The sequence below is a fragment of the Alteromonas sp. BL110 genome (genome assembly GCF_003443615.1).
GTDB lineage: Bacteria > Pseudomonadota > Gammaproteobacteria > Enterobacterales > Alteromonadaceae > Alteromonas.
The window spans coordinates 2416691-2437735 of the sequence record NZ_CP031967.1 but is presented as its reverse complement, the minus strand read 5'-3'; the positions used below and the strand labels follow the sequence as shown (position 1 = coordinate 2437735).

At 44.7% G+C, this 21045-nt stretch carries 14 protein-coding genes and 1 pseudogene; 4 read left to right on the top strand and 11 right to left on the bottom strand.

From position 1 onward, the window contains the following. Positions 1-3: 3 nt before the first annotated feature. The 9 genes and pseudogenes from D1814_RS10565 to D1814_RS10525 all read right to left on the bottom strand — a co-directional run bounded on the left by D1814_RS10565 (position 4) and on the right by D1814_RS10525 (position 9595). Positions 4-1029, bottom strand: a complete 1026-nt coding sequence (locus D1814_RS10565) for an FAD:protein FMN transferase (RefSeq protein WP_118492048.1) — start codon at positions 1027-1029, stop codon at positions 4-6. A 116-nt stretch (positions 1030-1145) separates the two neighbouring features. Further along, entirely contained in the window at positions 1146-2378 is a 1233-nt protein-coding gene (gene nqrF, locus D1814_RS10560) for an NADH:ubiquinone reductase (Na(+)-transporting) subunit F (RefSeq protein ID WP_118492039.1), read from the bottom strand. A 20-nt stretch (positions 2379-2398) separates the two neighbouring features. Beyond that, positions 2399-3007 carry an NADH:ubiquinone reductase (Na(+)-transporting) subunit E gene (nqrE, locus tag D1814_RS10555; RefSeq protein WP_015068138.1) on the bottom strand — a complete coding sequence of 203 codons (609 nt, stop codon included), beginning with the start codon at positions 3005-3007 and terminating at the stop codon, positions 2399-2401. Between the two features lie 3 nt (positions 3008-3010). Then, on the bottom strand, positions 3011-3643 hold the full coding sequence (locus tag D1814_RS10550; protein WP_118492037.1) for an NADH:ubiquinone reductase (Na(+)-transporting) subunit D: 633 nt from the start codon (positions 3641-3643) through the stop codon (positions 3011-3013). A gap of 10 nt (positions 3644-3653) precedes the next feature. Further along, entirely contained in the window at positions 3654-4418 is a 765-nt protein-coding gene (locus D1814_RS10545) for a Na(+)-translocating NADH-quinone reductase subunit C (protein WP_118492034.1), read from the bottom strand. Next, positions 4408-5610 carry an NADH:ubiquinone reductase (Na(+)-transporting) subunit B gene (locus tag D1814_RS10540; protein ID WP_015068141.1) on the bottom strand — a complete coding sequence of 401 codons (1203 nt, stop codon included), beginning with the start codon at positions 5608-5610 and terminating at the stop codon, positions 4408-4410. The genes D1814_RS10545 and D1814_RS10540 overlap by 11 nt, the downstream gene beginning before the upstream one ends. Before the next feature lie 3 nt (positions 5611-5613). Next, a pseudogene (locus D1814_RS10535) lies at positions 5614-6955 on the bottom strand (Na(+)-translocating NADH-quinone reductase subunit A). 509 nt (positions 6956-7464) lie between these two features. After that, positions 7465-8643: an enoyl-ACP reductase FabV gene (gene fabV, locus D1814_RS10530; RefSeq protein WP_118492032.1), complete on the bottom strand. Its 1179-nt coding sequence runs from the start codon at positions 8641-8643 to the stop codon at positions 7465-7467. 331 nt (positions 8644-8974) lie between these two features. Further along, positions 8975-9595, bottom strand: coding sequence for an FKBP-type peptidyl-prolyl cis-trans isomerase (locus tag D1814_RS10525; RefSeq protein WP_118492030.1), 621 nt, complete (start codon positions 9593-9595; stop codon positions 8975-8977). Positions 9596-9828: 233 nt separating this feature from the next. Between D1814_RS10525 and ppc the strand changes: the two genes are divergently transcribed. Beyond that, a complete protein-coding gene (ppc, locus tag D1814_RS10520; RefSeq protein WP_118492028.1) occupies positions 9829-12450 on the top strand; it encodes a phosphoenolpyruvate carboxylase in 2622 nt (873 codons plus the stop codon). Between the two features lie 155 nt (positions 12451-12605). On the opposite strand, the gene katG is transcribed toward ppc, so the two are convergent. Then, entirely contained in the window at positions 12606-14795 is a 2190-nt protein-coding gene (gene katG, locus D1814_RS10515; RefSeq protein ID WP_118492027.1) for a catalase/peroxidase HPI, read from the bottom strand. Between the two features lie 431 nt (positions 14796-15226). Between katG and D1814_RS10510 the strand changes: the two genes are divergently transcribed. Next, positions 15227-16033 carry a hypothetical protein gene (locus D1814_RS10510; protein WP_118492024.1) on the top strand — a complete coding sequence of 269 codons (807 nt, stop codon included), beginning with the start codon at positions 15227-15229 and terminating at the stop codon, positions 16031-16033. Between the two features lie 265 nt (positions 16034-16298). Here D1814_RS10510 and mdh read toward each other — a convergent pair whose 3' ends face one another. After that, on the bottom strand, positions 16299-17237 hold the full coding sequence (mdh, locus tag D1814_RS10505) for a malate dehydrogenase (protein WP_015068149.1): 939 nt from the start codon (positions 17235-17237) through the stop codon (positions 16299-16301). 237 nt (positions 17238-17474) lie between these two features. Between mdh and argR the strand changes: the two genes are divergently transcribed. Both argR and D1814_RS10495 read left to right on the top strand, forming a co-directional pair. Continuing rightward, positions 17475-17939, top strand: coding sequence for a transcriptional regulator ArgR (argR, locus tag D1814_RS10500; protein ID WP_118492021.1), 465 nt, complete (start codon positions 17475-17477; stop codon positions 17937-17939). Positions 17940-18381: 442 nt separating this feature from the next. After that, a complete protein-coding gene (locus D1814_RS10495) occupies positions 18382-20982 on the top strand; it encodes a TonB-dependent receptor (RefSeq protein WP_118492020.1) in 2601 nt (866 codons plus the stop codon). Positions 20983-21045: the final 63 nt, after the last annotated feature.

Sequence of the window (21045 nt, the reverse complement as noted above, 5' to 3'; positions counted from 1 at the left end):
CCCCTAATTATGAACTGTGACCAGTTTATCAAATTCTGGCGACGCATACTCTTCAAATCCGTCATCTGTGCGACGAATGAGGAATACTGCAAGTTGCTCTTGCTCTGCAACCGCTATTGCTTGCTCCCATCCCATCACATTGAACGCCGTAGCCAAGCCATCTGACGTCATAGACGAAGGGTGAACAACGGTAACCGACACCAAATTATGCGTAATAGGTTTGCCGGTAGTCGGGTCTATCAGGTGCGAGTAACGTACGCCACCTTCTTCGTAATAGTTACGGTAGTCACCCGATGTAGCAACCGCGTTTTCACCTATTGAGACAACTTTTTGAACTGCGCGTTCAGTAGTGACCGGCTTTTCAATAGCAATAAGCCATTCACTTCCGTCGCCGCGCTCGCCTTTTACGCGCATTTCCCCACCTATTTCCACAAGGTAGTTTTCAATACCGTGCTTTTCAAGAATCTCAGCCACTTCGTCTACACCAAAACCTTTGGCAATGGTCGATAAGTCGACGTACAGCATGGGGTGACTTTTCTTTAAACCTGTAGGTGTGGTTGATAGCTTCTTATAGCCCACATATTCGCGAATATCGTCAATATCGGCTTGGCTTGGCACTTTTTCAGGGCGCTTCGTTGGGCCAAACCCCCACAAGTTAACCAATGGACCAACAGTAACATCAAGTACGCCGCCACTAAGGTTGGCCAATCGCAATGCCTCGTTTACCACGGTTAAGGTATCTGGTGATACGGAGAAATTATCGGTGTAACGATATTGGTTAAAGCGTGAAAGTTCAGAAGTAGGGTCGTAGGTCGACATCATCTTATTAACGTCAACAAGGCGAGCATCTATTTCAGCCTGTAAGCCTTCTACCGGTGTTTCAGCTACAAGGTATTTCACATTGTAGGTTGTACCCATAGTCTGCCCTTGAAGGTGCACTACAGGCGTTTTTTCGTCGCTACAGCTTGCTAGTACAAGTATACCAATAGCAAAAAAAGCGAGAAAAATTCGAATACCAAAACGAATCACATTGTTGTCCTTACTTACATGTACAAAGCTTTAAAGCTTCTATGTACGTTATTGCGTTAAGCTTAAACAAAAAAGGGGCTTACGCCCCTTTTTGAAATGCTTGTCTGCTTAGTAGCTTAGCCACCGAAGTCATCTAGCATGATGTTTTCGTCCTCAACACCTAAATCTTTAAGCATGTTGATTACGGCCGCGTTCATCATAGGTGGTCCACACATGTAGAACTCACAGTCTTCTGGTGCTGGGTGATCTTTCAAGTAGTTCTCAAGAAGTACTTGGTGAATGAACCCTGTGTAACCTTCCCAGTTGTCCTCTGGCTGAGGATCAGAAAGTGCTACGTGCCACTCAAAGTTATCATTTTCAGCTGCTAGCTCGTCGAAGTCTTCTGTATAGAACATTTCACGAAGTGAACGTGCACCATACCAGAAGCTCATCTTACGCTTAGATTTAAGGCGACGAAGCTGATCGAAGATGTGTGAACGCATTGGGGCCATACCTGCACCACCACCTACGAATACCATTTCGTTTTCAGTTTCTTTCGCGAAGAATTCACCGAACGGGCCAGAGATAGTCGCTTTGTCACCTTCTTTCAGGCTCCAGATGTACGATGACATTTTACCAGCAGGTAGGCTTAGGTTATTAGGTGGCGGCGTAGCGATACGCACGTTCAACATAATAATGCCTTCTTCTTCTGGGTAGTTCGCCATTGAGTACGCACGAATTGTTTCTTCGTCTACTTTAGACTCGATGTCGAAGAAGCCAAAACGCTCCCAGTCACCGCGGTATTCATCAGGAATTTCGAACTCTTTGTACTTAACGTGGTGAGCTGGCGCTTCAATCTGAATATAACCACCTGCACGGAAAGGTACGCTTTCACCGTTAGGAATTTTAAGCTTAAGTTCTTTGATGAAGGTTGCTTTATTATCGTTAGAGATAACTTCACAATCCCACTTCTTAACACCAAATACTGACTCTTCCAATTCGATTTCCATGTCTTGCTTAATAGCAACCTGACATGAAAGACGACAGCCTTCACGGGCTTCACCTTTGGTGATGTGATCAAGTTCAGTTGGAAGGATTTCACCACCACCTGAGTGTACGTCTACACGACACTGACCACATGAGCCACCGCCACCACATGCAGAAGATACAAAGTATCCTGCATCAGCTAGAGCACCAAGTAGCTTACCACCTGGCTCTGTTTTGATTGCTTTGTCTGGGTCACCATTGATAGTGATAGTAACATCACCGCTTGGTACCAATTTAGACTTGGCAAACATGATAATAAATACCAGCGCTAGAACGATGGCAATGAACATGCCTACGCCTAGATATATTTCTACATTATTCATTTATATGCTCCCGAGCTTTCTTACAGCTGAATACCAGTGAATGACTGGAAGCCTAGTGCCATTAGACCCGCGATCATAAACACAGAACCTAGACCACGAACACCATCAGGCATATCAGCATACTTAAGCTTTTCACGTACTGCCGCAAGCAACACAATCGCAATTGCCCAGCCAATACCACTTCCTACGCCGTAAACAACACTTTCGGTCAGGTTATATTCACGCTGTACCGCAAACGCTACACCACCGAAGATTGCACAGTTAACGGTAATCAGCGGAAGGAAGATACCTAGTGCGTTGTATAGCGCAGGGAAGAACTTATCTAAGCTCATCTCTAGGATCTGTACCAATGCCGCAATAACACCGATAAAGGTTAGGAAGTTAAGGAAGCTTAAGTCAGCTTCTGGGAAACCTGCCCATGCTAATGCGCCCGGAGCAAGAATGTTTACATAAATAATTTGGTTAACCGGAACCGAGATACCTAGTACCACGATTACCGCTACACCAAGACCCATAGCAGTTTTAACTTTCTTAGATACCGCAAGGAAGGTACACATACCTAAGAAAAGTGATAACGCCATGTTCTCAACGAAAATTGAGCGAACAAATAACGACAAATAATGTTCCATGACTTACTCCTTAGGCTCTACTTGCTCTGGACGGATAGTACGGATAACCCAAATCATACCGCCGATTAAGAAGAATGAGCTGAATGGTAGAATTAACAAACCATTACCCTGATACCAGCCACCGTTTTGAACCAGTGGGAGGATTTCGAAACCTAAAATAGTACCGAAACCAAATAGCTCTTTAATTGTACCAATAACAACTAGAATGAAAGAGTAGCCCAAGCCGTTACCAATACCATCGAGGAAGCTCATCAAAGGTGGGCTCTTCATGGCGTAAGCTTCAGCACGACCCATTACGATACAGTTAGTAATAATAAGACCTACGAATACCGACAGCTGCTTCGATATTTCGTACGAATACGCTTTCAGAATTTGGTCAACAACGATTACCAACGACGCAATAATGGTCATCTGGATAATAATTCGAACGCTAGATGGAATCTGGTTACGAATAAGTGAAATAAACAAGTTTGAGAACGCTACAACGCTTGTAAGCGCTAGCGACATTACCAATGCTGTTTCCAGCTTAGTGGTAATTGCCAGTGCTGAACAGATACCCAATACCTGTAGGGCGATCGGGTTGTTGTCCAGGATTGGCCCAAAGAGGGCCTTTTTCATTTCTTTAGTATCTGCCATGAGACTTCCCTTATGAACGCCATGCTTGGTTCTTCAGGAACTGGCCGAAGCCTTGCTCGCCTACCCAGTAACGAATTGTGTTTTCAACACCGTTGCTGGTTAGGGTTGCACCTGAAAGCGCATCGATAGTGTGAGGATTGCTAGGGTTAGCATTTTTCACTACGCGAATAGCAACTTCGCCATTCTCGTAAAGCTCTTTGCCATCCCATTTGTCCTGCCATGCAGGGTTTTGCACTTCACCACCTAGTCCTGGCGTTTCTTTTTGCTGATAGTAGATAAGCTCGCGAACCGTTTGGCCGTCTGCATCTATCGCTAAGAATCCGTACATAAGATCCCATAGACCGCTACCGTGTACAGGTAAGATAATACGAGATACATCACCTGCTTCGTCGCGCACTAAGTAAACACTCGCCACGTTAGGGCGACGTTGGAAACCAACATTGCTGTTAGTTACCTTTGTGCTGTACTCAGTCTGCTTAGCAGCTTTATACATATCGTAATCTGGAGCAGGCGCCTCAACAAATGTGCCTTCTTCAAGATTCACATAACGCTGCTCTACTCGTTCGCTGTACGTGCTTTCGATAGCATTATTGCTCATGCCCATTTCGTAAAGGCCTGCAGCATTAAGAATGTTGCTCTTTTTATCAAGAGCCGCGTTTGTTTGCTGCAAAGAGCGAAGGCCAACAGCCGCGCCAGAAACAACAATTGAACAAACCAAACATACGGCAACTACTACACCGATAGTTTTGCCTAAAGATTCTTTCTTAGCCGACACGTGCTACCCTCCGCTTGATGTTGCTTTGTGCGACGAAATAGTCGAACAGTGGCGCCCACAAGTTAGCAAATAGAATTGCTAGCATTACACCTTCAGGGAAGGCTGGGTTAAGGACGCGGATTAGTACCGTCATAAAACCAATGAAGATACCGTAAGCCCACTTACCTTGGTTTGTAAACGACGCAGAAACCGGGTCTGTCGCCATAAAGAACATACCAAAAGCAAGACCACCAACAACAAAGTGCCAATGTGCAGGCATTGCAAACATAGGGTTAGTATCGCTGCCAATTAGGTTTAGCAAGGTAGCGAAGAAAGCTACACCAATCGCTACACCAGCAACAATGCGCCAGCTTGCTATACGCATGTACATGATGAACAAGCCACCAAGAATAATAGCAAGAGTTGATACTTCACCCGCAGAGCCCGCGATGGTACCGATAAAGCTATCCATCCACTGAGTCATATCAGCGTAGTCAAGGTTACCCCAAGCTGCTTGGCTAAGAGACGTTGCACCCGAATAACCATCTGCTGCTACCCATACTTGGTCACCTGAGATTTGTGCAGGATACGCAAAGTAAAGGAACGCACGACCAGACAGAGCTGGGTTAAGGAAGTTACGACCTGTACCACCGAATACTTCTTTAGCGATAACAACACCGAAGGTAATACCTAGTGCTACTTGCCATAGAGGGATAGTTGCCGGAAGTGTAAGTGCAAACAGTACTGATGTTACGAAGAAGCCTTCGTTAACTTCGTGCTTACGCACAGAAGCGAAAAGTACTTCCCAGAAACCACCAACAGCAAACGTTACTGCATAAATAGGTAGCCAGAAACATGCACCGTAGAAAAATAGACCTAAAATGCCAGCATTTGTCAGATCACCACCCAACGCAGTGAAAAGACCCGCCTGCCATGTGTCAGGCAGTGTTCCTGCACCAGCGGCAATAGCTTCTTGTGCTTGGAAACCAATGTTGTACATACCAAAGAACATAGCTGGAAATGTTGCCATCCATACCATGATCATGATGCGCTTAAGGTCAATGCTGTCACGCACGTGCGTGTTAGCTTTGTTTACTTTACCTGGCGTATAAAAGATGGTCGCTGCAGCTTCGTAAAGCGCGTACCATTTTTCATGCTTACCACCCGGCTCGAAATCCGGCTCAATTTTTTCTAAATACGCTTTTAAACCCATGACTTAACCCTCTTTCTCTATCGTGGTCAAACAGTCGCGTAAGATAGGAGCGTAGTTGTATTTGCCAGGGCATACATAAGTACACAATGCCAAATCTTCTTCGTCCAACTCTAAGCAACCCAACGTCTGAGCACCGTCAGTATCACCAGAAATCAGGTCCCTAAGCAGAAGCGTAGGAATGATATCTAGGGGCATAACGCGTTCGTAATTACCAATTGGAACCATAGAACGTTCTGAACCATTGGTAGTTGTTGTCATATCAAATTTCTTGCTACCACTTAGGTGACCTAAGTAAGCGCGTGTCACTGAGTGTTGGTTTGAACCAGGTAGGATCCAACCGAACAATTTCTTCTCGTGACCTTCTTTTAATAGTGAAACTTGGGTGTGGAAACGACCTAAGAAACCGTGTACGCCCATTGCAGTGGTACCGTTAAGTACAGAACCAGAAACAACACGTACTTCACCGTCTACCTGCTCATTAGCAGTTAGCTCGGTCACGTCTGCGCCAATTACTGTGCGCACTAGACGTGGGTTTGTTGCAGCAGGGCCTGCAATTGAGATAACACGACGGTTATCTAATTCACCCGTAGTTAGCAATGCACCAATAGCCATAACGTCTTGGTAATTAATATGCCAAACCGTTTTGTTCATACCGGCTGAATCAAGGAAGTGAATATGAGTTCCCGGTAGGGCCCGCAGGGTGAGGACCGCCAAACTCTTCAACATCAACTGCCGCATCGCCAGTAGCAACAGAAGCACCTGCCGCTTTACAAACGTAAGTCTTGCCACCACTCAATTGCGTTAGCGCTTTAAGACCATTTACGAAATCATCTTGGCGCTCAGCAATAATTACAGCAGGATCTGCTGCAAGTGGATTAGTATCCATTGCTGTAACGAAAATTGAGTTTGGTACAGAGTCTAGCTGAGGCGATTTGCTGAATGGACGTGTGCGAAACGCTGTCCACATGCCTGACTCTACAAGGATTGACTGAAGCTGCTCACGTGTTGCACTCGCGATCTGGTCAGCTGCAATTTTATCAAATGAAACAGCATCGCTGCCGTTCATTTTGATAACTACAGACTGAAGAACACGTTTTGCACCACGGTTAACCTCTACCACTTCACCCGCAGCTGGAGCAGTGAATTTAACGCCAGGATTCTTTTTGTCTTCAAAAAGAACCTGACCTTTCTTCACTACATCGCCAACTTGGACGTGCATGGTAGGGCGCATACCCACATATTCTTCTCCCAGAATGGCAACGCGCGTTGCAGAAGATGCATCAGCAATCTCCTGCTTTGGCGCTCCCTCAATTGGGAGGTCGAGACCTTTCTTGATTTTTATCATATGTAATTGCACTACTCTAATAGAAATACCCTTTTGCATGACCGCAGAAAACCTGCCTGTCAGCATGCAAAAACGCACTATTAACAGGTGTTAGACACCTTTTTTGTTGAATGATGGAACTTGCTGCAATTGCTACGGTCAGCCTGTTATGAAGCCGTAACGCATAATTCCTTTAGCGGACGCTTTGTTCGCCCTTTCTATATAGACCACCAGCAGAAATTTACACTTATTATTATTGTTGTGTAGCTGCAATCGCCACTGCTGTTTTGGTAGAGGCAGAAAAGACCCCTACTTAATTTCGGGATTTTAGCATTAACCCATACGTTTGTGCCACGCTATTTCAAGATAAAGGCAAATTTTTCTACAATTTAATGTAAACCTTTGGTCTTATTCATTTACATTTTTTGCTCTTACCCCCTATATCGGCTTGTAATTAGGCACAAAAAAGCCGTCAAATCAGACGGCTTTTGCACAAATAGCATTAAGTTAATTAATGGTAAGTTTAGGTTTTACCACTTAACCAATGGGTCAACTTCACTGTCGTAATCAACGTTGTCAATGTCAAAACCAAACAACTTTAAGAATTCATGGTGATAACCTTTGTAGTCGCTTAAGTCATGAAAGTTCTCTTGTGTCACCTGGTCCCATAGCGCTTTAATTTTCGCTTGGGTTGCATCGTTGGTTTCTTTTCCATCCATGCGATAGCGATTTGCTTCATCCAGCGTTGGAGTATTGCCAAACAGGCATTGTGTGAATAAACCATAAATTTGCTCAATACAGCCTTCGTGAGTGCCCTCTTCTTTCATTACTTTGTAAATAAGTGAAATATAAAGCGGCATGACGGGAATGGCAGAACTTGCTTGAGTCACCAGTGCTTTTAGTGAACTTACGTTTGCTTGTACAAGCAAGTCACTGTTTTTACCAATAATAGCTGCAGCGGCGCGATCGAGATCTTCTTTTGCTTTACCGATAGTCGCCTGACCGTAGATAGGCCATGTCAGCTCTTTACCTATGTAAGTGTAGGCGGTGGTTTTACAGCCTTGTGCTAGCACATCTGCATCGCGTAAAAAGTCCATCCAACGTTCCCAGTCTTCGCCGCCCATTACTTTAATGGTGTGAAGGATCTCTTCGTTATTGGCAGGCTCAAGTGCTACTTCGTGCACTTTATCTTTATCTGTATCGTAGGTTTTCGTGGTGTATGCCTCACCTACTGGCTTAAGCGTTGACTTGTAAGTCACACCAGTTTCTGGGTCGGTTCTGCGCGGAGACGCAAGACTGTAAATAACCAAGTCAACCTTACCCATTTCAGCTTTGATTTTTTCGATAGTTTCGTTTTTGATCTCATCAGAAAAGGCATCGCCGTTAATCGTATTTGCATACAAGCCTTTCGCTTTGGCTTTTTCGTGAAACGCTGCAGTGTTGTACCAACCTGCAGTGCCTGTTTTACGTTCCGTTGGTGCTTTTTCAAAGCACACACCTAGTGTCTTTGCACCATAACCAAAGGCAGATGTGATGCGTGACGCTAAGCCATAGCCTGTTGAGCTACCGATAACCAGTACATTTTTTGGGCCTTCGCCTAAGTCACCTTTTGCTTCTACATAAGCAATTTGTTCATCAACCGCTTTAGCACAGCCTACTGGGTGCGCGTTTGTACAAATGAAGCCTCTCACTTTAGGCTTGATAACCATAATAATTTTCCTTATTTGAGCGTGGGGCTATTGTAATGCCGAAGCCACTGATAACAACTCGGAGCAGATGGAACCCTGCTGACCTTTCATACGCTTTTGTCAGCATATCGCATACATACATTCTCACCAACAAAACATAGTAGCATCACATAGTTAGATTTGAAAAAGTGACAAGCAAACTCAGCCGAGTTATTAGTCCGCTGTTCGCTAACAAACAAAGACTAAAAAAGTACAGGGAAAGACTAGGAGATAGAAAAAGGAATAATAGATGAAATATAAGAGAATAGTGGTATTCACAGGAGCACCACTGAGCGCTCCTGTGAAGAAATCATTAACCTAGAACGTCAAGAAGTTCTACATCAAAGATTAGCGTGCTGTAAGGTGCGATAGCTGCGCCTGCGCCTTGTTCACCGTAAGCGAGGTCATGTGGTACGTATAGACGATACTTTGAACCCACTTTCATAAGTTGAAGTGCTTCAGTCCAACCTTTGATTACGCCGCCTACTGGGAACTCAGCTGGCTGACCACGCTCGTAAGAGCTGTCAAACGTCGTACCGTTAATAAGCGTGCCGTGGTAATGAACACGTACTGTGCTCGAAGCATCTGGTGTATCGCCGTCACCTTCGGTAACAACTTCGTATTGAAGACCCGATTCAGTTACGGTTACTTCGTCACGCTTCGCGTTTTCTTCAAGGTACTTTGTGCCTTCTTCAATAACCGCTTTGCTCGCTTCTTCTTTCGCCGCTTGCATACGCTTGTGAATTTCGCCGAACGCATCACGTAGCGTGTCGTTATCAACCTGAGGTGCTTGACCTGCGAAGGCGTCTTTTAGGCCAGCTACAACAGCGTCAATTGCTAGTCCGTCGAACGGATTTGATTGTAGTTGTTGACCCATTTGAAAACCAATGCCGTAGCTTGCTTGGGTTTCTACTGTATTGAATGTATCAGTCACAAAAACTCCTGAAATTAAATTACAAATGCAGTACAAATTTCAAACAAAACGCATGACGCGAGAATGTTTCTGCATTTTCCGGTGCAAGAGTGTATCACACCACAAAATATCTTGCTTTGAGCAATGTTAACTAGGGTGCAAAAGTATCAAAATGTTGTAAATTATAACCGAAAGTGGTTAGACAAGACGTAAAGGACACAGTATGGTTAGGCCCATATATTTAGGAGGATAGCATGCAAACACACTACGATGCTGAACTGAAAGATACCGTTCGATACCTTGGCAAAACCCTTGGTGAAACAATCAAAAATCAATTAGGTCAAGAATGGCTAGACCGTATTGAAAAGATTCGTAAAGGCGGCCGAGCTTCTTATCAGGGAGATGCTACATGTAGCGAAGAACTGAAAGAAACTTTCAAAACAATGTCTGACAGCGATTTGCTTACTGTTGGTCGTGCCTTCGCACAATTCTTGAATCTAGGTAATATTGCCGAGCAAGAATACAACGCAGCAATGAATGTCGATGCATCGATTGATGCTCTGTTTAAACACCTAGATAAAGCGGAACTGACTGCTGACAAAGTACAGGACGCCGTTGCAAAGCTAAACATCGACCTTGTATTAACTGCTCACCCGACTGAGGTTACGCGCCGTACTCTAATTCACAAACATAAAGAGCTAGCGGACTGCCTTCAGGCTGTACATCAAGCCTCACTAACCGATGTCGATCGTAAAAAGATAGAAACCCGCATTGCCGATCTTATTGCTCAAGCTTGGCACACCGAAGAAATTCGCTCTGTACGCCCGACGCCTGTTGATGAAGCGCGTTGGGGTTTCTCGGTCATTGAAAACTCATTGTGGGAAGCGGTACCTGACTTCATGCGCGAGCTTGATGGTCGCTTGAATGAAGACTACGACGTATCACTACCGCTAGACTCGTCGCCAGTACAATTTAGCTCTTGGATGGGTGGCGACAGAGACGGTAACCCATTTGTTACTTCAAAAGTAACCGAGCAAGTATTGCTGCTGGCAAGAAAGCGCGCGGCCAAACTTTTCGCTATCGACCTTGATCGTTTGCAAGTAGAACTTTCAATGTACGACTGCAACGAAGAATTACGTGAAAAAGTAGGCGATGCAAACGAACCGTACCGCGCCCTACTTCGCCCGTTGGTAAATAAGTTTATTGCTACTCGCGACGGCATTGCCGACTACCTAGCGGGTAAAAACCCGGACACGTCTAACTGGATAGAAAGCGACGATGAGCTTATCGAGCCGTTGATGCTTTGCTATCAGTCACTATTAGACTGCGGTATGCAGGTTGTTGCTAATGGCCTACTACTAGACACCATTCGTCGTGCTCGCGTATTTGGTATTCACCTTCTACGCCTTGACGTGCGCCAAGATTCAGAGCGCCACGCCGACGTATTTAGCGAACTCACTCGCTACCTAGGTTTAGGCGACTACGCACAGTGGAGCGAAGCCGACAAACAAGCATTCTTATTACGCGAGCTTGGTTCAAAACGTCCGCTATTCCCAGCACAATGGGATGCATCTGATGACGTAAAAGAAGTGCTTGATACCTGTAAAGTAATTGCGAAACACAGCAAGCATGGCTTTGGTATTTATATTATCTCTATGGCGAGTGAGCCATCGGATGTTATGGCGGTCCAGCTGCTTCTTCAAGAAAGCGGTGTAGACTGGCCAATGCCGGTAGCACCACTATTTGAAACGCTTGACGATTTGAACAACTCACCAGATGTGATGCGCAAACTCCTGTCTATCGACTGGTATCGCGGTTATGTGAAAGGCCGTCAGTTTGTCATGATTGGTTACTCTGACTCAGCAAAAGATGCAGGCGCATTGGCTGCGGGTTGGGCACAGTATCAATCGCAAGAAGCTTTGGTTGCCATTGCAGAAGAATTTGACGTAAGCCTAACCCTATTCCACGGACGTGGCGGTACAATTGGTCGTGGTGGATTGCCAGCACATGCTGCTATTTACTCACAGCCTCCTGGCTCATTAGAAGGTGGTTTCCGCGTGACAGAACAAGGCGAAACTATTCGCTATAAGTTCGGTATGCCTAAACTGGCTAAACGCAGCCTAGGTATTTACGCCAGCGCTATTATTGAAGCCATGTTGTTTCCACCTCCGGCACCAAAAGAAGAGTGGCGTGAGCTTATTACTGCAATGGCAGCGCAAGGTCGTGATAACTACCGTGCAACTGTACGTCACGATGAAGAGTTTGTACCTTACTTCCGCGTGGCTACACCAGAGCAAGAGTTAGGCAAACTACCTCTTGGCAGCCGCCCTGCTAAGCGTAAGCCACAAGGCGGAATTGAGAGCCTACGTGCGATACCATGGATCTTCGCTTGGGCACAGACACGTTTAGTACTGCCAAGCTGGTTAGGCGTTATGCGCGCTATTGATAGCGTGAAGACCCCTGAGAACGAGAAAGTAGTTAACGAAATGTTCAGCGAATGGCCGTTCTATCGCTCGCGTCTTTCTATGCTAGACATGGTGTTTCACAAAGCTGACCCACGCATTAGCGAAGCTTATGATGAACGCCTTGTACCAAAAGAGCTTAAGCACTTTGGTGAAGCCCTGCGTAGCGAGCTTAAAGAAAGCATCTCGTCACTGTTGGCTATCACAGGCGATGACGACATTATGAAGAACGACCCGCAAGGTAAAGAGTCGATGGAGATCCGTGCAGCGTATCTTCAACCGCTTCATTACCTGCAAATTGAACTTCTAGATCGTATCCGTAAAGCCGGTGACGATGCACAAAACACCAGCTTAGAGCGCGCTATGATGGTAACTATCGCCGGTATCGCTATCGGAATGCGCAACACAGGATAACAACCTGACAAGCGAGGCTTCTGTATTACAATGCATAACCTTATTACTTGGTCTACAAAAGCCTCGCTTAGCTGACAATCACAAAAAAGCCCGCTTCATGATGATGAAGCGGGCTTTTTATTGCTTAAGTGTTTTTAATTACACCACGATAAGTACTAACAAGTAAGATCGAAGCGATCTGCGTTCATCACCTTTGTCCACGCTGCAACAAAATCTTTAACAAACTTCTCTTTGCTATCATCTTGCGCGTATAGCTCAGCATACGCTCGCAATACTGAGTTTGAACCGAACACTAAATCAAAACGCGTAGCGGTAAACACTTCGTCACCTGAAGCTCTATCTACAATGGCGTAGCTGTTTTTCCCAGTCGGCTTCCACGTGTATTTCATGTCAGTAAGATTTACGAAGAAGTCTGTGCTCAGCGTGCCCACGTTGTCGGTGAATACACCATGCTTACTTGTGCCATAGTTAGTGCCAAGCATACGCATACCACCTACTAGCACCGTCATTTCTTTTGCTGTTAAGCCTAGTAACTGGGTTTTGTCTAACATTAGCTCTTCAGGCTTAACTGCAAAGTCTTTTTGGAGGTAGTTTCTGTAACCATCTGCAATTGGCTCTAGTGGATCAAACGATTCAGCATCGGTCATGTCGTCAGTAGCATCCCCGCGTCCTGGTGAAAAAGGAACAGGTACATCAAAGCCTGCCGCCTCAATACCTTTTTCTATGCCCACGTTACCTGCTAAAACAATAGTATCTGCAAGGCTTGCGCCTGCTGCGTCAGCAAGAGGAGCAAGCACTTCTAACACCTTAGTAAGACGCTCAGGTTCATTGCCTTCCCAATCTTTCTGAGGGGCTAAACGAATACGTGCTCCATTAGCACCACCGCGTAAATCTGAACTTCTGAACGTACGTGCGCTATCCCACGCCGTTGCCACCATATCGCCAACCGATAGGCCTGACTCCGCAATTTTACTCTTTAAAGCGTCAACGTCATAAGACGTACTGCCTTCTGGAACCGGATCTTGCCAAATTAACGTTTCTTCCGGCACATCAGGCCCTATATAACGAACTTTTGGTCCTAGGTCGCGGTGAGTAAGCTTAAACCATGCGCGGGCGAATACTTCGCTGAAATATTCATGGTCGTTATAAAATTTTTCAGAAATTTTTCTGTATTCTGGGTCCAACTTCATCGCCATATCGGCGTCGGTCATAATTGGGTTATAGCGTTTCGATGGGTCTTCAACATCAACAGGCTTGTCTTCTTCTTTGATATTAATTGGCTCCCACTGCTCAGCACCCGCTGGAGACTTTTTCAGTTCCCAATCGTAATTAAGCAATAAGTGGAAATATCCGTTATCCCATTGCGTAGGGTTCGTCGTCCACGCGCCCTCAATGCCACTAGATACGGTATCGCGACCAATACTGCGGCTTTCATGGTTCATCCAGCCAAGGCCAGCTTCTTCAATACCAGCGGCTTCGGGGTCTGGTCCTAGCGCTTCTGCACTGCCGTTACCGTGACATTTACCCACCGTGTGACCACCGGCTGCTAATGCAACGGTTTCTTCGTCGTTCATTGCCATACGCGCAAAGGTTTCACGGACATGAGCTGCCGTTTTAAGTGGGTCTGGCTTACCGTTAACGCCTTCAGGGTTTACGTAAATAAGGCCCATTTGCACAGCAGCCAAAGGGTTTTCCATAGTTTCAGGGCTATCAACATCGTCATAGCGTTCATCACTAGGCGCTAACCATTCTTTTTCTGCTCCCCAATAGACATCTTTCTCAGGGTGCCAAATATCTTCCCTGCCAAAGGCAAACCCATAGGTTTTAAGACCCATGCTGTCATACGCAATGGTTCCGGCAAGAACAAACAAATCAGCCCAGCTTAACTTGTTGCCATACTTCTTTTTAATTGGCCAAAGCAGGCGGCGAGCTTTATCTAAGTTAACGTTATCAGGCCAGGAGTTAAGCGGTGCAAAACGTTGGTTGCCTGTTGAGGCGCCACCGCGGCCGTCAGCAATTCGGTAGGAGCCTGCAGCATGCCACGACATACGGATCATTAGGCCGCCATAGTGTCCCCAATCTGCTGGCCACCACGGCTGAGAATCTGTCATTAAATCAGTCAAATCTTTTTTGAGGGCTTGAAAGTCTAGTTTTTTAACCTCTTCACGGTAATCAAAGTCCTCTCCCATTGGATTTGTCTTCGTATCGTGCTGATGAAGAATGTCTAAGTTTAAGGCTTCAGGCCACCAGTCCATTACTGTTGTCCCCGTGGCTGTTAAACCACCATGCATGACCGGACATTTTTTTGCCGAATCATTCACATCACCTAACTTTGCATTGCTCATATTACATCCTCTTTGCCTGTTCGTTTGCGTTATACAACTCACATGTCAATTAAGTTGTAGGATTAACCTATGGAGTTACGCTGCGACATCACCTTCGACATCAAAAAAGCGTGATTCAAGCATAGTCAAAGTTATACGCTTTTCCATAATAGAAAGCATTAGTTTGCAACACGAGCACTTGCCCATAAAAGACCAGTGCTTACAGCGACTACCTTAAGTGCGTATTGGTGGTAACCATCGCAGGTATCGCTACTGAAATAGGTAACAACAGTTAAATAGCTAGCTTTATGAGGACATGAAAGCCCGTTTCGTGCGGCCTAGCAAGCTGGCGCACGCCCGAATGTAGGGCGGCGATATAAAGATATTGGAGAATTAGCTAAATACGCATATTATCGGACACGCGGCTTTTCTCATATTTTAAAGGATTAAAAATGCGTATATCCCTACTATTATTCTTTGTTGCGCTGTTCTCGCTCAATAGCCACTCCATCGCCAGTACATTGGAACTACCTACTGGATTATGGGAAGGCATAAGTGAAGATGGCCTTACGTTTCGATTGCTTCAAATAAATGAAAGTGGCGAGCACAGTTTTTTTGAAGTAGCCATTCTAGGTGGTTTAAAGAAAGCGCGTCGCACACCTTTCACTAATGACGACATTGTTTGTATAGAAAATAGATGTACTATCAAAACAATAATTGAGAGCGATGTTACGCGTACGATTACGTTATCTCCTTATCTAGATACCGATTTAAAAGTACTTGAGTCGAGTTTTAAAGGTAAAGAGAGTTATATGTCTCGTACGTATCAGTTGATAAAACAAGAAGCAAAATCGACGCCTAGAAAGTTCCTTGAAAAACGTGGGCAGCTAATTGCTAATGCTGAACAAAATACGACCGAACACCCTTTCGGCACTTGGATTGGCGTAATGCAGTATTTAGACAGACCAGAATTAGCATTACTACAGCTAAATGAAGACGAGCAAGGTTCATTACGGGTTTATAGAAAGGGTTCTAAAACCTTCAATGAAGTGCAATCAAGCTTTTCTGCTAACAATATAAGTATTGATGGCAAAGTGATTGAAATTGAAGCGTCACACACAACTTTTGCATCAAACATTATCCTGTTTGTGCAAGCAGACAACATAATTTCTGGCTACACCTACGCAATTCATAAGGGCTATCCAGCAGCCATGGGCGCAATAAAGCTGTACCGCATAGAGCCAGCCCAAGCACAGTAATTTTCTTAGATAGTAAATTAATGAAAAGCTGCTGGGTAATGCTCTAAATAAGCTTCGCTTTACATGGCTCTCCTATTCTAAATGTGCAGTGGCGAGGCCTACGAGCACGCAACAAAAAAGGCTGGATACGTAAGGTCGTAACAGACTGTCTGCAGCAGGGATGCTGCAGCTAAGCCTCCATAGATGGAAGCTCGGCGTGTCTGTGTAGGCCTTACGTATCCAGCCTTTTCTATAGCGGATGCTAATGCATCCGCTTTAAGCGCTATTAGCCGTTTACGAAGTCAACGCCTAGCTTGATGTCGCCACGTAGGCCTTCAAGCATGTCGTTTTTCGCTTTTTCTTCAAACGCGCTTAGCTCGCCGTATGGCAAGATTTCTTCAACACCGTTTGCGCCAAGGCGTACTGGGTGTGCGAAGAATGCCGCGTCGTCGCTGTCGTCAGTTTGTACGTAAGTATACTCAACAACGTTCTCACCTTGCATTGCTGCAACTAGAGACAGACAGAAACGTGCTGCTGCTTGACCCATTGAAAGGGTTGCAGAGCCGCCGCCAGCTTTCGCTTCAACAACTTCAGTACCCGCATTTTGGATACGAGTAGTTAGGCTAGATACTTCTTCGTCTGTAAACTCTACGCCTTCAACTTGTGAAAGAAGAGGAAGGATAGTTGTACCAGAGTGACCACCGATTACTGGTACATGCACAGAAGATACGTCTACGTCTTTAAGTTCAGCAACGAAAGTTTCAGCACGGATAACGTCAAGTGTCGTTACACCGAAAAGCTTGTTCTTGTCGTAAACGCCTTTAGCTTTAAGCGTTTCAGCTGCAATAGCAACAGTAGTGTTAACTGGGTTAGTGATGATACCAACACACGCGTTCGGGCAGTTATCAGCTACACCTTCAATTAGGTTTTTAACAATGCCGGCGTTGATGTTGAACAGATCAGAACGATCCATACCTGGCTTACGAGGCATACCCGCTGGAATAAGAACTACGTCTGCTCCAGTAAGTGCATCAGCTAGGTCATCTTTACCGTGACCGGTTACTTTTACCGCTGTGGGGATGTGGCTCAAATCAACGGCAACACCGGGAACAACTGGCGCAACGTCGTAAAGCGCTAAATCTGAACCTGCTGGCAATTGTGTTTTCAACAACAAAGACAGCGCCTGACCAATACCACCGGCAGCACCTAACACGGCTACTTTCATACCATTTCTCCTATGGGATTACTTCACGTATTTAAACGGAACGTCACACTAATGCAACGCGGGGGAAAACTCAATCACCGGATCGTCTTATTAACGTTATTTATGGCGATTTTTATACGATATTCATTATCATGAATGATTATGCAAAGAAATTGCGCAAAGTCTACCTGTACGGCACAATATGCGCATACTAAATACAATTCCTAACGATAACACTCAAAGAAGAAAAGAGCGCTAATGGCAAACGCAAAACAAGAGCAACTCATCAAAGCTTTTAAAGAAATTCTAAAAGCGGAAAATTATGGTTCGCAGGGCGAGATTGTTGACGCTTTGAAAGCACAAGGTTTTGACAACATCAGCCAATCCAAAATTTCTAGAATGCTAAGTAAGTTTGGCGCGGTACGAACCCGAAATGCCAGAGGAGACATGGTTTACTGTCTGCCTCCTGAATTAGGTATGCCTACCGCAAAAAGCCCGCTCAAACAGTTGGTGTTAGATATTGTTCACAACAATGTCATGGTTATCATTAGAACAAGTCCAGGTGCAGCACAGCTTATTGCACGTCTACTTGATTCATTAAGTAAAAAAGATGGCGTATTAGGGACAATTGCAGGTGACGACACAATTTTTATTGCCCCTGCTGACGTGACAAAAATTGAAGAATTAAGACAGCGAGTTGAAGATTTATTTGAAAATGTGTAACTAATTCAAATTAACTATTGCGCAATAAAAAAGCCGCTAATAAATATTAGCGGCAAGGGAATTTGTACCAGGGAGATACAAATAAACACACCTCATTAAAGTAACAAACCTTCCGTACTTTTTGTGCAAAGCAAAGTAAATCAAACGTAAATTATAACTTACAAAAACATACAGTTAAAAACCAAATCGAACTTAGGCGTTTTTCTTTCGAACCAAGTTCAAGTTCTCAAATTGCGTTTACGTATAGCAGTGTAAATATTATTTCTAGCAATGTAAGCACAAAGTAAATACTGTCAATAATAAACAAATGATCATTGGCTAAAATTGATTATCCCCCCGACAAAAGGCTTAATTCTTTCGACAAATTACATCTGTCAAAAATTTATAATAATCACCTTTCACTTTTCGTTTTTACGTCAAGTGATGGAACGGGGAATTTAAGATGTTTAAGAATAAAAGACTTAGTTTAGCGGTAAAGCAAAGCTTGTTAATAACCAGTGTTATGGGAGTTACAACATCGCTTTCTGCTTACGCTCAAACGACTGAAGAGAATACTGAAGCTCCCATTGAGAAAATCCAGGTTACAGGATCTCACATTAAGCGCGTTGATTTAGAATCAGTTTCACCAGTGACGGTGATTACAGCGGAATCAATTAAGCTATCGGGAGACACTACTGTTGCAGACGTTTTACGCAACTCGTCAATAAACACGTTTGGCTCTTTTAGAGGGCAATCAGGCTATGGTGGCGGTGCTGCGGCTTCAAGTGAGGTAAACCTGCGCGGCTTAGGCGCAGGCGCTACATTGGTACTGATGGATGGTCGCAGGTTACCTGGCTTAGGTTACGACGGTGGCTCGTCATCTGATATGTCTATGATCCCCATGTCTATTGTTGAACGCATAGAAATATTACGAGATGGCGCCTCTGCAATTTATGGTTCTGACGCTGTTGCGGGTGTAATCAATATCATTACTAAGAAAGAATTTGATGGTGTTGAATTTGGCTATAACTTTGAAGATCCAGGTGTAGATGGTGGCAATAGCAGTCAATATAACTTTGCTGCAGGCCTAACCAGCGACAAAGGCAGCATAGTCTTTATTGCAGAACACGCCAATACCCAAGAAGTTGCCGATGTTGCGGTAAACGGCGACTTCGCCGACGGCAGCTATTCACTCTACAGTCCAGTAGCTAACTTCTTAGGTGACAGTGCTGATAGCTACACATACAACACCGAGCTATGTGGTGACGTTACCGATACATCCATTGAATCTGATCGTTGCGGATACTATTACGGTAACTCTACATGGTTGTATGGTGCATCTGAAAAGAACTCTATCCTGACCAAGGTTGCTTATGAGCTTACCGACTCAATTACATTTAACAGTCGTTTCTCTGCGCAACAAACATCAACCGACACTCGCTATGCCGCTACTCCTGTATCTACGTCTTCTGTAACTATAGATTCAGACAACGCAATGAACCCGTATGGCGAAGACGGCAATATTTACTTCAGAACGGCCAGTCTTGGCACCCGTGACACCACCACAGAAAAAACCACGTTTGAGTTAGTTACCGGGCTAGAAGGCTATTCAAGCTTTGCAGGAAACGATTGGGATTGGCAGATAAACTATCAGCGCACAAATGCCAAAGAAGAAGTTTTTAACTATAACTTAGTGAATGACACCGTTGTGCAAGACCTTATTGATACAGAGCAGTTAGATCTTTTTAACGTTCAAGGCTTGAGCACAGAAGACTGGTCTAGCTACAACGCAGAACTTTTAGACCTAGCACGGCATACGGGTACTTATCAGTCTACACAAAAACGTGACATTATTGATGCAAGCATCTCAGGCGAAGTATTCGCAAACGATTTTATGCGAGTTAGTGCAGTTGTTGGTGCCGAATATTCACACTTAGATTTTGAACAAATATCTGACCCTGAATCAGGTTTGGGTTTCATTTCAGGTGGCTCGGGCGGCGATGATGTCTATGCAACGCGTAAGCGCCAGTCATATTTTACTGAAGTGGCAGTTGAGCTTCCGCACGATGTAGAGATCTCAGGTGCTCTTCGCTATGACGGTTACGAGCTTGAGGGGGATACCGGCGCTGAGATTAGCACAGCAGACTTCTCTGATACTGTACCTAAACTAGGCATTAGCTGGCGACCGTCGGACTCATTATTGCTTCGCGCCAGTTGGGGTGAAGCTTTCAGAACGCCAACAATGAGCGAAATGTTTGCGTCAATTTCCTATAGCTTCCCATCAGCTTACGATACGTATTACTGTGATACTCAAGGTAATGCCGCTTCTGATACTAGTTACTGCTCTACCACACAACAGCACCTAACCTACTACGGTGGTAACCCTAACTTAAAGCCTGAAAATTCAGAGTCTTTGACCTTAGGTCTTGTGTATGACGTAACCGACGACTTCTCTGTTGAGCTGTCATACTATCAGTACGACTATGAAAACAAGATTGAAGATATTGACGTTGATGATTTAATTGCGGCAGACCTTGATGGTACATCAAGTAATATCGTACGCGGCAGCAATGGACAAATATTATCTATTACCTCTGGCTACACAAACTACGCTGAGGTAAAAACGAGCGGGCTAGACTTAACGGCTGATTATCGCGTCCCCACCTCAATTGGTGAATTCGGCGTGAACCTAGAGCTTTCACATGTAATAAGCTATGAAGAGCAAGGCATTGAATGGTCGGGGGAACTGTTCTACCCAGATAATAGAGGGAACGTAACGCTAGATTGGAACGATGGCGATCAATGGACTGCATCTTGGAGAACACTATTTATAGGCTCTCATGGTGATACGTATTATGATTCTTACCAGTATGCAGATAACTATTTTAAACATAACGTAACGGTTTCATATCAAGTCAACGAACATCTATTAATGTCGGCGGGTATCAACAACGTTACAGACGAATTGATTGAATACGATCCAGGTGTATGGCGCGGTTACGATGACGCATTGTACGATCCACTTGGTCGAACAGTGAACTTAAGACTTCAGGCTAGTTTTTAACTATTATATGAAAACGCCCCTTATTTGAAGGGGCGTTTGCAATAAATAGCACTAAATCTAATC

Excerpts from the sequence above, each read along its gene's own strand:
- nqrF (WP_118492039.1), bottom strand. The coding sequence starts at position 2,378 with ATGAATAATGTAGAAATATATCTAGGCGTAGGCATGTTCATTGCCATC.
- nqrE (WP_015068138.1), bottom strand. The coding sequence starts at position 3,007 with ATGGAACATTATTTGTCGTTATTTGTTCGCTCAATTTTCGTTGAGAAC.
- D1814_RS10550 (WP_118492037.1), bottom strand. The coding sequence starts at position 3,643 with ATGGCAGATACTAAAGAAATGAAAAAGGCCCTCTTTGGGCCAATCCTG.
- D1814_RS10540 (WP_015068141.1), bottom strand. The coding sequence starts at position 5,610 with ATGGGTTTAAAAGCGTATTTAGAAAAAATTGAGCCGGATTTCGAGCCG.
- fabV (WP_118492032.1), bottom strand. The coding sequence starts at position 8,643 with ATGGTTATCAAGCCTAAAGTGAGAGGCTTCATTTGTACAAACGCGCAC.
- ppc (WP_118492028.1), top strand. The coding sequence starts at position 9,829 with ATGCAAACACACTACGATGCTGAACTGAAAGATACCGTTCGATACCTT.
- katG (WP_118492027.1), bottom strand. The coding sequence starts at position 14,795 with ATGAGCAATGCAAAGTTAGGTGATGTGAATGATTCGGCAAAAAAATGT.
- D1814_RS10510 (WP_118492024.1), top strand. The coding sequence starts at position 15,227 with ATGCGTATATCCCTACTATTATTCTTTGTTGCGCTGTTCTCGCTCAAT.
- mdh (WP_015068149.1), bottom strand. The coding sequence starts at position 17,237 with ATGAAAGTAGCCGTGTTAGGTGCTGCCGGTGGTATTGGTCAGGCGCTG.
- argR (WP_118492021.1), top strand. The coding sequence starts at position 17,475 with ATGGCAAACGCAAAACAAGAGCAACTCATCAAAGCTTTTAAAGAAATT.
- D1814_RS10495 (WP_118492020.1), top strand. The coding sequence starts at position 18,382 with ATGTTTAAGAATAAAAGACTTAGTTTAGCGGTAAAGCAAAGCTTGTTA.